Source organism: Amycolatopsis sp. NPDC102389 (assembly GCF_044765885.1).
Taxonomy (GTDB): Bacteria; Actinomycetota; Actinomycetes; order Mycobacteriales; family Pseudonocardiaceae; genus Amycolatopsis.
Window position 1 is genome coordinate 1 of sequence record NZ_JBIWKX010000110.1, and the last position, 12,509, is coordinate 12,509.

13 protein-coding genes are annotated in these 12,509 nt (G+C 69.1%); 8 read left to right on the forward strand and 5 right to left on the reverse strand.

Annotation, left to right across the window (positions count from 1 at the left end; genetic code table 11):
* Positions 1–126: 126 nt before the first annotated feature.
* Positions 127–1,587, reverse strand: a complete 1,461-nt coding sequence (locus tag ACIRGA_RS40130) for a peptide MFS transporter (RefSeq protein ID WP_400952528.1) — start codon at positions 1,585–1,587, stop codon at positions 127–129.
* Between the two features lie 207 nt (positions 1,588–1,794).
* Between ACIRGA_RS40130 and nhaA the strand changes: the two genes are divergently transcribed.
* From nhaA to ACIRGA_RS40150, 4 genes are read left to right on the forward strand one after another with little or no spacing between them, the layout of a single operon-like run.
* The gene (gene nhaA / locus ACIRGA_RS40135) at positions 1,795–2,994 is read left to right on the forward strand and encodes a Na+/H+ antiporter NhaA (protein ID WP_400952531.1); all 1,200 of its coding nucleotides are present in this window, start codon (positions 1,795–1,797) and stop codon (positions 2,992–2,994) included.
* A 48-nt stretch (positions 2,995–3,042) separates the two neighbouring features.
* Entirely contained in the window at positions 3,043–3,537 is a 495-nt protein-coding gene (locus ACIRGA_RS40140) for a phage holin family protein (protein ID WP_016337874.1), read from the forward strand.
* Positions 3,538–3,551: 14 nt separating this feature from the next.
* Complete coding sequence (locus tag ACIRGA_RS40145) at positions 3,552–4,475, forward strand: alpha/beta fold hydrolase (RefSeq protein WP_400952538.1); 924 nt, start codon at positions 3,552–3,554, stop codon at positions 4,473–4,475.
* Complete coding sequence (locus ACIRGA_RS40150) at positions 4,472–4,879, forward strand: DUF1992 domain-containing protein (protein ID WP_400952542.1); 408 nt, start codon at positions 4,472–4,474, stop codon at positions 4,877–4,879. The genes ACIRGA_RS40145 and ACIRGA_RS40150 overlap by 4 nt, the downstream gene beginning before the upstream one ends.
* On the opposite strand, the gene ACIRGA_RS40155 is transcribed toward ACIRGA_RS40150, so the two are convergent.
* From ACIRGA_RS40155 to nth, 4 genes are read right to left on the reverse strand one after another with little or no spacing between them, the layout of a single operon-like run.
* Entirely contained in the window at positions 4,872–6,056 is a 1,185-nt protein-coding gene (locus ACIRGA_RS40155; RefSeq protein WP_038521046.1) for a MarP family serine protease, read from the reverse strand. The genes ACIRGA_RS40150 and ACIRGA_RS40155 overlap by 8 nt on opposite strands.
* 6 nt (positions 6,057–6,062) lie before the next feature.
* Entirely contained in the window at positions 6,063–6,770 is a 708-nt protein-coding gene (locus ACIRGA_RS40160) for an NUDIX hydrolase (RefSeq protein WP_400952546.1), read from the reverse strand.
* Complete coding sequence (locus ACIRGA_RS40165) at positions 6,767–7,363, reverse strand: TlpA family protein disulfide reductase (protein WP_400952549.1); 597 nt, start codon at positions 7,361–7,363, stop codon at positions 6,767–6,769. Before ACIRGA_RS40165 ends, ACIRGA_RS40160 begins: the two co-directional genes overlap by 4 nt.
* Positions 7,360–8,043, reverse strand: coding sequence for an endonuclease III (gene nth / locus ACIRGA_RS40170; protein ID WP_125679879.1), 684 nt, complete (start codon positions 8,041–8,043; stop codon positions 7,360–7,362). Before nth ends, ACIRGA_RS40165 begins: the two co-directional genes overlap by 4 nt.
* A gap of 238 nt (positions 8,044–8,281) precedes the next feature.
* Between nth and ACIRGA_RS40175 the strand changes: the two genes are divergently transcribed.
* From ACIRGA_RS40175 to dnaN, 4 genes are all read left to right on the forward strand, one after another.
* A complete protein-coding gene (locus ACIRGA_RS40175; RefSeq protein ID WP_005166943.1) occupies positions 8,282–8,533 on the forward strand; it encodes a hypothetical protein in 252 nt (83 codons plus the stop codon).
* 159 nt (positions 8,534–8,692) lie between these two features.
* The gene (locus ACIRGA_RS40180; protein WP_003081747.1) at positions 8,693–9,367 is read left to right on the forward strand and encodes a Crp/Fnr family transcriptional regulator; all 675 of its coding nucleotides are present in this window, start codon (positions 8,693–8,695) and stop codon (positions 9,365–9,367) included.
* Between the two features lie 451 nt (positions 9,368–9,818).
* Positions 9,819–11,081, forward strand: coding sequence for an MFS transporter (locus tag ACIRGA_RS40185; RefSeq protein WP_400952557.1), 1,263 nt, complete (start codon positions 9,819–9,821; stop codon positions 11,079–11,081).
* A gap of 9 nt (positions 11,082–11,090) precedes the next feature.
* Positions 11,091–12,155, forward strand: a complete 1,065-nt coding sequence (gene dnaN, locus ACIRGA_RS40190) for a DNA polymerase III subunit beta (protein WP_400952552.1) — start codon at positions 11,091–11,093, stop codon at positions 12,153–12,155.
* The last annotated feature ends 354 nt before the right edge of the window (positions 12,156–12,509 follow it).

The following is a 12,509-nucleotide window of genomic DNA, read 5'->3' on the forward strand; positions in this document are numbered from 1 at the left end:
GTGCACTTCACTGCGCGGGTTGTGTTGGCGGTCCCCCTGGGGGTTCGCGTCTCGCTCCGTGGGGGTGTTGGGGGCTTTTGGTTTTACACCACAACCCCCCCCCCACGACCAGCTGGACCGAGCGCGTCAGTGAACGCCCTTCATCAGCTTGCGGATCATCGGCGTCGCCGCCAGGAGCGCCACACCGACCACGATGGCCACGCCGCCGACGATGCTGAAGTACGGCGCTTCGTCGTCGACCGTGTAGTACTCGGCGAGCTTCCCGGACATCGCCGTACCGAGCGAGATCGACAGGAAGTTCAGCGCCACCATCTGCGTCCGGAACGCCTCCGGCGCGAGTTTGGTCGACAGCGAGAGACCGACCGGCGAAAGCATCAGTTCCGCCATGGTGAACACGAACAGGATGCCGGCCAGCGCGAGCAGCGGGCTCGCGTTCTTGCCGCTGCCCACCATCGGGAGGAACAGCAGGAACGCCACACCCATGGTGACCGTGCCGAGCACGAACTTGATCGGCGAGGACGGCTGGCGCGAGCCGAGCTTCGTCCAGACCGCCGCGACCACCGGCGCGAACAGGATAATGAACACCGGGTTGATCGAGTTGACCCACGCGACCGGCATCTCCCAGCCGAAGATCGTCCGGTTCAGCCGTTCGTCGGTGTAGGCCGCGACGACGGTGAACTGCTGCTGGTACAGCGAGAAGAACGCGGCGCTCGCGATGAACATCGGGATGAAGGAGTACACCCGGCTGCGTTCGTCGGAGGTGATCTTCTTGCTGCTGATGATCACCACGAAGTAGATCACCGAGATGACCGCGACGGCCCCGACGACGACGTCGACGAGGTTCGCCGGGTTGATCACGCCGAACACCACGAGCAGCACGATCGCCGCGACACCCACCAGGGTGCCGCCGAAGACCAGCGGCCGCTGCGACGCGGGCAGCGGGTTGGGGATCTCGCTCGCCTTGTCGCCGAGGTTCTTGCGGCCGATCGTGTACTGGATCAGGCCGAGCGCCATCCCGAACGCGGCGAGCCCGAAGCCGACGTGGAAGCCGATCTCGCTCTGCGCGAGGCCGGTCAGCAGCGGCCCGACGAAACCGCCGATGTTCACGCCCATGTAGAAGATCGTGAAACCGCCGTCGCGGCGTTCGTCACCCGGCGCGTACAGCGTGCCGACGATGGCCGTGGCGTTGGACTTCAGCCCGCCACTGCCCACCGCGACGCAGACGAGGCCGACGCCGATACCCGCCAGCCCCGGCAGCACGGCGAGGCTGATGTGGCCGATCATGATCAGGATCGCGCTGTAGAACAGCGTCCGTTCGGAGCCGAGCACGCGGTCCGCGACCCAGGCGCCGATCACCGCCGACAGGTAGACCATGCCGCCGTACGCGCCGACGATGCCGAGCGCGGAGGCCTTCGGCAGCGCGAGGCCGCCCTGACTGACTTCGTAGTAGAGGTAGATGGGGAGGATGCCGAGCATCCCGTAGAACGAGAACCGCTCCCACATCTCGACGCCGAAGAGGTTCGCCAGCCCTCGTGGGTGCCCGAAGAACCTCGTGTCTTGCTGGACCTCGGTAGAGGTACTCACCATGCCGTCCTTATCGAAGACATCGTTGTCGGTTTTCAGTTGACATGCTAGAAGCCCAGCATGTGGACAGGACACCGACGTCCGAATGGTCCTTGTGTCAACCGTCATGAACGCGAGATTTCCGCAGCTCCAGGCGTTAAAATGTCGTCAAGGTGCGCCGGGAAGTCTGGTCGGCAACAGTAATCGTCGTTGCCGAAACCGGAGGTTGCCTTGTCCGGCCCCACTCGTCCCGCGAAAGCCGTCGCCGAATTCGCCCGTTACCTCCGCACGGAGACCACCGGCGGGTTGATCCTGCTCGGCGCCACCGCGATCGCCCTCATCTGGGCCAATTCACCCATCGACGACCTTTACCGCGCGATCCGCGATTTCCGGCTCGGGCCCGAATTCCTCCACCTGAATCTGACGATCGGCGACTGGGCGAAAGACGGCCTGCTCGCGTTGTTCTTCTTCGTCGCGGGGCTCGAACTCAAACGCGAACTCGTGGTCGGTGAACTCTCCCGGTTCAAACAGGCGATCCTGCCGGTGGTCGCCGCGATCGGCGGCATGATCGTGCCGGCGCTGGTCGCGCTTTCCGTGGGGTGGGGAACGCCGGGCATCGAGCGCGCGTGGGCCATCCCCGTCGCCACCGACATCGCGTTCGCCTTGGGCGTGCTCGCCCTCACCGCGTCGAACCTGCCGAGCAGCGCCAGGATCTTCCTGCTCTCGCTCGCGGTGGTCGACGACCTCGGCGCGATCCTGCTCATCGCGATCCTGTTCACCGCGAAGTTCGACCTCGTCGCCGCGGGCGTCGCCGTCGTCGCCCTCGCGCTGTACGCCTACCTGCAGCACCGCCGCGTCCGCAGCGCCTGGCTCTACGTGCCGCTGGCCTTGATCACTTGGATCGCGGTGCATTCGGCGGGTATCCACGCCACCATCGCCGGCGTCGCGCTCGGCCTCCTCACCCGCGTCCGCGCCGACGAGGGCGAGGAGCACGCGCCCGCGATCCGCCTCGAACACCGGTTGCAGCCGTGGTCGGCCGCGGTCGCGGTGCCGTTGTTCGCGCTGTTCGCGGCCGGGATCAAGGTGGACGGCGAATCGCTCGGCGCGGTGTTCACCACGGCGTTGCCGCTGGCCGTGCTGGTCGGCCTGGTCGGCGGGAAGCTGATCGGGATCTTCGGCGCCAGCCTGCTCGCGGTGAAGTTCAAACTCGCGGAGAAACCCAGGGGGATGGGCTGGCGGGACATCGGCGCGCTGTCGATGCTCGGCGGCGTCGGGTTCACCGTGAGCCTGCTGATCGCCGATCTCGCGCTCGACGGAGAAGCAGTCGAGCTGGCGAAGGCGGCGGTGCTGATCGCGTCGGCCATCGCCTCGCTCGCGGCCGCCGCGATGCTGCTGCACCGCAGCCGCGTGCACGCGAAGGAGGATCTCTGACGCGACACTCGCCGGTCCGCCGCGCCCGTGATCGGGGCACGTGGCACGATGACCGGTGTGAGCAGCCCCAAGCACGAACGTACCGGCCCCGACGGCGTGGGGGCCGTGCCCTACCTCCCCCTGTCGAGCGATGACGACGTGGTAGCGAGCGAGCAGTCCCTCGGGAAACTCGTCGGCGATGCCACACAACACGTCTCGACGCTGATCCGCGCCGAGGTCGAGCTGGCCAAATCCGAGGTCGTCGCGGAGGCGAAGAAGGGCCTGAAGGGCGCCATCTTCTTCCTGGTCGCGCTGGTCGTCGGGCTGTACAGCTCGTTCTTCTTCTTTTTCTTCCTCGGCGAGCTGCTGTCGGAGTGGCTGATGCGCTGGGCGGCGTTCGCGATCGTGTTCGGGCTGATGCTCGCCACGACGGCGGTCGCGGGCTTCCTCGGCTACCGCAAGGTGAAGAAGATCAAGGCGCCGGAGCGCACGATCAACAGCTTCAAGGACACCGCCGCCGCGTTCAAGCCGCGTCATGACGACGCGCCCGCGGACCGCGACTGAGGATTTTCGAGTCGGTGCGGGCGACACCGGACCCGTCGATCGTCCGGATCGACGGCCCGTGGACCCATCGTGACGTCTCGGCGAACGGCATCCGGCTGCACGTCGCCGAACTCGGCGACGGCCCGGTGGTCCTGCTGCTGCACGGGTTCGCCGAGTTCTGGTGGGCCTGGCACCACCAGCTGACGGCGCTCGCCGACGCCGGTTTCCGCGCGGTCGCGGTCGATCTGCGCGGCTACGGCGACTCCGACAAACCCCCGCGCGGCTACGACGCCTGGACGCTCGCGGGCGACGTCGGCGGGCTGATCAAATCGCTCGGCGCGCGCAAGGCCCATCTCGTCGGACATGCCTGGGGCGGCATGCTCGCGTGGACGGTCGGCGCGCTGCACCCGCGGCTGGTCTCGTCGGTCAGCGTGCTGGGCGGCGCGCATCCGCTCGCGTTGCGCCGGGCCGTCCGGCGGCCGGGACAGCTTCGCGCTTCGGGACATCTGTTCCGCTTCCAGGTGCCGATGGCGCCCGAGAAATGGCTGGTCAAGGACGACGCGCTCGCCGTCGAGGAGCTGTTCCACGCCTGGTCCGGTCCACAGTGGACGGACACGGCGGATTTCATCGAGACCGTGCGGGCGTTCCGGCAGGCGATGCTCGTGCCGGGAGTGCCGCACAGCGCGCTCGAGTACTACCGATGGGCGTTCCGCGCGCAGTTCCGCGGCGAAGGACGCCGGTTCAGCGAAGCGCTGCAAGGCCGCTTCGCTCCCCGCGTGCTGCAACTGCACGGCGAGGAAGACCGATGTGTCCTGCCGGACACCGCGGCGGCGTCCCGTCGCTGGGCCCCGGACGCCCGTCTCGAGCGCTGGCCGGGCATCGGGCACTTCCCGCATCTGGAGGCCCCGGACCGCACGTCGGCCGCGCTGCTGGACTTTTTCCGTATCCTGGAAGGATGACCGAGCGCAAACCGACGGGCGTGTCGTTCGAGTCCTGGGTGGACAGGCAGGTCAGCGCCGCGGAGGCGAAGGGCGAGTTCGACGACCTCCCCGGCGCGGGGAAGCCGCTGCCGAAGACCAAGGGCACGGACAGCGCGCTGGCCTGGGTGGTGGACAAGGTCCGCACCGAAGGGCACGACGTTTCGGCCCTGCTGCCGCCTTCGCTGGCGATCGCGAAGGAGCTCGACGACCTGCCGGACACCCTGGCTCGTGTACGTCGCGAAGCGCGGGTGCGGGAAATCGTCGAGGACCTCAACGAACGGATCCGGGCCGAGCACCGGTGTCCGGCGGGCGGCCCAGTGCTGCGGGCGCGGCCGCTCGATGTGGACGAGGTCGTGACCTCATGGCGCGAAGCCGCTAGTTAGCGCAGGGCCCCGTCGAGGTGTTCGCGCTCAGCGCGGGAGCCGTCTCCACCACCGGCCGCACCTGCTCCGAGGTCAGCGTGAAGCCGGTCTCCGGATCTTCGACGGCCGCGCCGAACACGACCCCGATGACCTCGCCGTCGGGGTTGATCATCGGTCCGCCCGAGTTCCCGCTGCGGACCTGCCCGCGCACGGTGAACACGTCGCGCTGCACGGTGTTGGACTCGTAGATGTCCGGTCCGCGCAGGTTGATCCGGCCGCGCACTCTGGCGGGCGTCGCGGTGTACGGGCCGTCGAGCGGATAGCCGAGCACGATCGCGTTGTCGCCGGCCCGCGCGACCCGCGGCGTGAACGGGAGCACCGGCGCCTGCAGCCTCGGCACCGCGAGCACGGCCACGTCGGCCTCGGGGTCGAAGTAGACGACCCTCGCCGGGAACTTGCCCGAGGTCGACTCGATGGCGACCTCGTCGGTGCCCGCGACCACGTGCGCGTTCGTCATCACGCGCTGCGGCGCGACGACGAACCCGCTGCCCTCCAAGGCCCGCGAGCATGAGGTCGCGTTGCCGCGGATCTTCACGACGCTGCGGTGCACCTGTTTGACGATCGCGCTCGCCTGCAACGCGGTGTCCGGCGGGCTGGTGTCCTCGACGTTCGGCTTCTGGAACGGGTCCACAATGGACGGGAAGCCCGAGGCGTCCAGCAGTTTGCGCAGTTCGCTCGGGAACCCTTGCGCCGCTTCCGGCATGACGTCGTTGACGCCGCCGAGCACGACCGAGCTGTTGATCGACTTCGCCAGCCCGGGCACTCCCGAGACGGCGGTGAGCGGTGTCGCGATCAGCCACGCGACCACGAACACCACGGCGGCCTGCACCACCGCGCCGAGCGTCTTGTCGACGCCGGAAAGCTTGTCCGGGTTGATCTTCTGCCGCAGCTTCCGGCCAGCCCAGACCCCGAGGGTCTCGCCGAGCGCGACCAGGAACACCACGGTCGCCACCGCGAAGGCGACCTTCGCCGCCGGATGCTGGAAGAGCTCGACGACCAGCGGCGCGATCTTGATCCCCGCGAGCGCGCCGAGCACCACCCCGACCAGCGAGGGGAGGGCGATGATCACCCCCTGGAACGCGCCGGACACGCCCGCCAGCAACGCGAGCAGGATCACCAGTACGTCGACCCAGTTCACCGGCGCCTACTCCTTCTCCGGCACTTGCCGCCCGTCGACCCGCGCCTGATGTTCGGCCAACGCTACGTCAAGGTCCCGGACGTCGCCGTGGTCCCAGTCCCGTTCCCAGCCGCCGAGCGACAACGTCATCGCCAGCAGCCCGCCCGTGAATCCCCAGACGAACATCCCGCCGACGTCGAACGCGGGACCCTTCCAGTCGTAGCCCTTGCGCATGACCTGGAACCGGTTGGCCGGGTCGGTGAGCTCGGCGACCGGCACCCTGGCCACCGCCGCCGTCTCGCCGGGGTCGACGGCGTGCACCGGCGACGGCGTCCGCCAGTAGGCGAGCACCGGCGTCACGGCGAAGCTCGACACCGGCACGAACAGCTCCGGGAAGATCGCCACCGGCAGCACGCCGGAGGGTTCGACGCCGGTCTCCTCCTCGGCCTCGCGCAACGCGGTACCGACCGGCCCGCCGTCGTCCGGCTCGGCGCCCCCGCCGGGGAAGCTGACCTGACCGGCGTGCGAGCCGAGCGTGTCGGCGCGGCGCTGGAGCAGGACGTCGGGCCCCTGCGGGCCCTCACCGAAGAGCATCAGGACGGACGCGGACCGGTAGCTCGCGTCCGGCGGCACGCTGAACCGGCTGAAGGTGGCCGCGTCGACGTCACCGCTGATCTTGACCAGCGGTTGCAACCAGGCGGGCACCGCCTCCGGGTCCACGAGGGGGCCGGTCATGGTGTCCCTTCCACAGCGGCGCGCACCTGGTCAGTGTTCAGGAAGACGCGTGGGTTCTCGATGAGCCGGACGTCACCGCCCGCCGTGACCAGGTACGTCGCGGGAAGGGAGGGAGGGACCTTCAGTGCCGTCCGCACTGGCCCGGACTGCCCGTCACCGTCGAACACGGACGGCAGCCGGACCCCCAGTTCGGCCAGCATGGCCAGCCCGTCGGCCCCGGAGCTCGCGACCTGGACGAGGAGCACTCGCGCGGCGCCCGGTTCCCCGGCGTACCGCTGCAGGAGCGGCAGCTCGGCACGGCACGGCTCGCACCACGACGCCCACAGGTTGACCAGCACGGGACCGCCCGAGACCACCTTGGCGAGGTCGACCCTGGAGCCGTCGCCGAGGCATTCGACGTCGACACCGCGCAGCTTCGCCACTTCGCCCGGCCCAGGCGGAGGGCAGGGAGCGAGCGAGGCCTTCGCGCGGGCGGCCGTGAGATCCCCCGACGTCTTGGCGGGCGCCTGGCCGTCACGCGTCGTGAGCAGCGCGACGATCAGGGCCACCACGAGCACGGCGGCACCGAGAGCCAGTTTGGTGACCCTGGTCACCGGCGGGCCGCCAGTTCCAGGATGTGTTCGCGCTCTTCGCCCTTGACCAGCTTCGCGGCCTCTTCGAACCCCGTCGGGCCGATTCCGTACGAGGGGCACATCTTGGCCAGCGGACAGGCGCCGCAGGCGGGTTTGCGGGCATGGCAGACGCGGCGGCCGTGGAAGATCGTCCGGTGCGAAAGGAGTGTCCACTCCTTGCGCGGGATCAGCTCGCCGACGGCGTGCTCGACCTTGACCGGGTCCTCCTCCTCGGTCCAGCCCCAGCGGCGGACCAGACGGCCGAAATGGGTGTCGACGGTGATCCCGGGGACTCCGAAGGCGTCGCCGAGCACGACGTTGGCCGTCTTGCGGCCGACCCCCGGCAGCGTGACGAGGTCCTTCAGCTTGCCGGGCACCTCGCCGTCGTAGCGCTCCACCAGCGCGGCGCCCAGCCCCATCACGGAGTTGGCCTTGGCGCGGAAGAACCCCGTCGGCCGGAGGTATTCCTCGAGTTCGGCGCGATCGGCGCCGGCGTAGTCGGCGGCGGTCCGGTAGCGCGCGAAGAGCGCGGGCGTGACCTGGTTCACGCGGACGTCGGTGGTCTGCGCCGAAAGCACGACCGCGACCAGCAGTTCGAGTGGAGTGGTGAAGTCAAGCTCACAGTGCGCGTCCGGGAACTCGTCGTCGAGGCAACGCTTCATCCGCCTGGCGCGTCTCACCAATGCGAGCCGGCTTTCACCCTTGCCCCCCGCACGGGGGGCATTGGCAGGGGCAGGAGGCACCCCGATAGCCTACGGGCGCCATCGGACGAGCCAGTGGGGAGCACCCGCCGGTCGACGGCCGACACGCCAGAGCACCACCTCGGCGCTTCGATCGAGGACGCCATGAGCGAGGATCTGGAGTAATGCACATTTTTTCGGAATTCCCTGGGCAGGGCTCATGACCGTCTGGTTCGTCATCCTCGTACCGCTGGTGATCATGTTCTTCGCGCTGTTCATGGAACGCGTGGAGACCAGGCTCAAGCACGTCGCGGTGCAAGAGAACGAGGTCGAAGAGTTCCTCGAGCAGGCTCAGCCCAACGAGGTCAGGGCCCTTTACGGGCACGGCATCGGGCGCGCGCTCGAGCTTTTCCGGCTGCGCAGGCTGGGCGGGAAGGCGGCCAGGCTTCGCGCGCGACGCGTGCGGAGTTAGGCTCCACGTTCGAGCGAGATCGTTCCCGGCCGCCCGCACGTTCGGCGTGCCGACGAGCGATCTCGCGCGCACGACCTAGACTGACGCGAAAAGTGATCGACGACACGGTCCTCGGCAGAATGAGGATCGACGTCGTATCTCGATGAGGAGGCACCCGAGGTGGACGAAACCCTGGCCCGAGCGGGCATTTTCCAGGGTGTTGAGCCGGCAGCCGCCGAGGCGCTGGCACAGACCTTGGAATCCGTGGAGTTCCCTCGCGGGCATGTCATCTTCAACGAGGGTGAACCCGGCGACAAGCTTTACATCATCCAGTCCGGCAAGGTGAAGATCGGCCGCAAGTCGCCTGACGGCCGCGAGAACCTGCTGGGCATCTTCGGCCCGTCCGACATGTTCGGCGAGCTGTCCATTTTCGACCCCGGCCCGCGGACGTCCAGCGCGACGACCGTGACCGAGGTCCGCGCGGTGACGATGGACCGCCCGGCGCTGCGGCAGTGGATCTCCACCCGCCCGGAGATCGCCGAGCAGTTACTGCGGGTGGTCGCCCGCAGGCTGCGCCGGACGAACAACATGGTCGCCGAGCTGATCTTCACCGACGTCCCCGGCCGGGTGGCGCGGGCGCTGCTGCAGCTGGCGCAGCGCTTCGGCAGCCAGGAGGCCGGTCTGCTGCGGGTCACCCACGACCTGACGCAGGAGGAGATCGCCCAGTACGTCGGCGCTTCGCGCGAGACCGTCAACAAGGCTCTCGCCGACTTCGCGCACCGCGGCTGGCTGCGGCTCGAAGGCAAGAGCGTCCTGATCCTGGACCCGGAGCGCCTGGCCCGCCGCGCCCGTTGATTTCAAGTACGTGAAGGCCCCCTTCACTGCGCTAGACGCGGTGAAGGGGGCCTTCACGTACTTCTGCTGTACACAACGAAGAGCCGGGCGCCACCCCCGACGTGGCGCACCGGCTCTTCGCTGTGCGCGGACCATCCCCCGACGATCCGCGCTCCCCGCCCTCCGGAACAAGGCCCCGACCCGTACGCCGGAGGGAGCTGGAGACTGTGTGTTTGTCGTACAACCATCCACGGCCATCGGCCGTGAACTCAAGTTCTTTCACTCTCAAGGACGCCATCCGCGTCGATTTGTTGCCCCGAATGACTCAGAATCGGCTGACTGTTACCTGATCGTGACGAACCTGACCGGTTCACCGTCCGAAGTACCCGAATCCGGTGGTGACCAAACTTACCGGCGCAGAACTGGTACTCGCGTACCAAAGTAGTTCATACTGGTACGCGTGTCCCAGTCTGTGTCCGCTTCCGCCGAGAGCCACCGCACCTCCCTCGCCGACTACCGAGCCGCGCTGACCGCGCCCGGATCCCGCGGGGCGGTGATCGCGTCCCTGCTCGCCCGCCTGCCGATCGCGATGATCGGCATCTCCGCGCTGCTCTACGTCCAGCGCGAGACGGGCTCGTTCGCCTCGGCCGGACTGGTGTCGGCCGGGTCGCTGGTGGGTGTCTCGGTCGGCGCGGTCGTGCAGGGACGGCTCATCGACCGCTTCGGACCGACTCGGCCGCTGCTGACCACCACGGTGCTCTTCGCGCTGGCGATGACGGGGCTGGTGTTCGCGATCGAGGCGCACGCCCCGACGCTCGTGCTGGTCCCGCTCGCCTTCGGCACCGGGATCACGGAACCGATGGTCGGTTCGGCCTCGCGGGCGCTGTGGACACGCCTGCTGCCCGCCGGTCCGACGCGGAACGCCGCGTTCTCCTACGAGGCGATCAGCATGGAGGTCTTCTTCATCCTCGGCCCCGGGTTCGCCGGGCTGCTGATCGCCGCGCCGTGGGCGGGCACCGGCATCGTGACCGGCTCGCTGACGATGATCGCGGGCGCGGTGCTGTTCGCGCTGAGCCCGACCGTGCGCGCGTGGGGACCGGCGCCGTCGTCCGGCGGCAAACTGCTCGGCGCGCTGGCCAGCCCCGGAATGCGCACGCTCGCGGTCGCCGCGCTGGGCTTCGGCGCCGTGATCGGGTTCGTCGAGGTCGCCGTCCCGGCGGCCGCGACCGAGGCCGGGAACACCTCCATCGGCGGGCTGCTGCTCTCGGCCTGGTCGGTCAGCTCGGTCGCGTTCGGCGTCGCGTACAGCCTGCGCCCGTGGCCGCGTCAGATGGGTCTGCGGCTGCCGGTGCTGCTGGCCGGTTTCGGCGCGCTGGTGGCGCTGCTCGCGCTGCCGGGCTCGCTCTGGGGCCTCGCGCTCGCCATGCTCGCCGCGGGCGCGCTCATCACGCCGCAGTCGACGACGCATTCGGCGGCCATCGAGATCGCCGCGCCGAAGGGTACGGCGGCCGAAGCGTTCGGCTGGGTGCTCACCGCGGTCACCCTCGGTCTGGCGTTCGGGCAGTCGATCAGCGGCTACCTCGTCGAGCACGCCGGTCACGAAGCGGCGTTCCTCGCCGCCGGCGCCGTCGGGTTCGCGCTCGCCGCGGTGGTGTGGCTGCTGCGCGGCACCTTCCGCCCCCAGCCCGCCGGAGCCGTCGCCGAAGCGCCCGAACTTGTCGGTGCCGCCCGCTAGCTTGCGGGCATGGACCTGACCGCCGCCACCCGTTCCCTCTCGTCCGCCGTTTCCGCCGCCGCCCGGCTGCTGTCGGCCCGCTCCGGCCTGCTCCTGCGAGCGGGCAAGGACGGGCTGACCGTCGGCGGCAACGACAGCGAACGAGCCGTTCGTCTGACGGCCGAGGCCATGGTCCACACCGATGGTGAGGTCCTCGTCCCCGCCGGGCCCCTCGCGGAGACCCTGCGCATGCTCGACGACGACTTGGTGCGCCTGGTCGTCGAGGGTTCACGGCTGGCCGTGAGGGTTGAGGGTGGCCGCTACGCGTTGCCGTTGCTGAGCCGCGAACTGCACCTCCCGGACATGCCGCCGAAGGTGTCCGAAGTGGACGGTCACGCGCTGGCGACCGCGCTGCGCACGGTCGCGGGCACGGCGGCGAAAGACGACGCGCTGCCGATGTTCACCGGCGTCCGCGTGCAGAGCTTCAGCCGTGAGCTGCGGCTGACGGCGTCCGACCGGTACCGGATGGCGGTGGCCACCCTGCCGCTGCGCTCAGAAGGCGAGCCGATCGACGCACTGGTCCCGGCGGGATTGCTGGCCGAGACGGCGAAGCAGGCGCGCGGCACCGTCGGCCTGCACGGCGACGGGACCCGGTTCGGGCTGAGCTGGGCCGGCGTCACCGTCACCACCGCCGTACTCGACGCGGGATTCCTCTCGGAGAAGCTGATCGAGTCGTCCACTGTGGACACCACGGTCGAGGTCGCCGCCGACGCGCTGGCCGCCGCCGTACGCCGCGTGGGCGTCTACGCGGACGCTCGCCGGGTGCTGACGCTGGAGGTCGGCGACTCGCATCTGCGGCTGGCCAGTGCGAAACAGGACACAGGGGAGGCCGAGGAGACCTTGAAGGCCGAGGTTTCCGGCGGCCGGACGTCGCCCTCGTTCCAGGCGCGCTACCTGCTCGACGCGCTGCAGGGTTTCGCCGGGGAACGGGTGCGGCTCGACATCCAGCCGGGCATGCGGGCCTGCGTCATCCGCGCGGTGGAGCCGGGCGATGTGGAGCTGACGTACTACGTGATGCCGATGCTGGCGCGCTGACACTGTCCACGTGAGTGGCCAGGTCGCATTTTCGCCTTGCGCCGAAGGGCCATGGTCGCACGGATACCCGGCACGCCCGCAAATACATGAAGGCCCCTTCCTTGCGCCTGGCGCAGGGTCCCGGCAAAGTCGCAAAGCTGCCGGACAGCTCGCCCAAGACGCTCAGCCCACACTTGACTATCCATAAAGGACACTTCACCGGGCGATGGCGCCCGTTTTGGGTTATGTGCACGGTCTCGCGAAGGGGTCGGGGGTGGGGCCTGGGGGTGGTAAAAAAAAAGAACAAAAAAAAACCCCCCCAAAAACACCCGATGTGAGAAAAAAAAGGAAAAAGGCCCCCCCCCAACACCCCAC

Excerpts from the sequence above, each read along its gene's own strand:
- ACIRGA_RS40130 (WP_400952528.1), bottom strand. The coding sequence starts at position 1,587 with ATGGTGAGTACCTCTACCGAGGTCCAGCAAGACACGAGGTTCTTCGGG.
- ACIRGA_RS40140 (WP_016337874.1), top strand. The coding sequence starts at position 3,043 with ATGACCGGTGTGAGCAGCCCCAAGCACGAACGTACCGGCCCCGACGGC.
- ACIRGA_RS40150 (WP_400952542.1), top strand. The coding sequence starts at position 4,472 with ATGACCGAGCGCAAACCGACGGGCGTGTCGTTCGAGTCCTGGGTGGAC.
- ACIRGA_RS40160 (WP_400952546.1), bottom strand. The coding sequence starts at position 6,770 with ATGACCGGCCCCCTCGTGGACCCGGAGGCGGTGCCCGCCTGGTTGCAA.
- nth (WP_125679879.1), bottom strand. The coding sequence starts at position 8,043 with ATGAAGCGTTGCCTCGACGACGAGTTCCCGGACGCGCACTGTGAGCTT.
- ACIRGA_RS40175 (WP_005166943.1), top strand. The coding sequence starts at position 8,282 with ATGACCGTCTGGTTCGTCATCCTCGTACCGCTGGTGATCATGTTCTTC.
- dnaN (WP_400952552.1), top strand. The coding sequence starts at position 11,091 with ATGGACCTGACCGCCGCCACCCGTTCCCTCTCGTCCGCCGTTTCCGCC.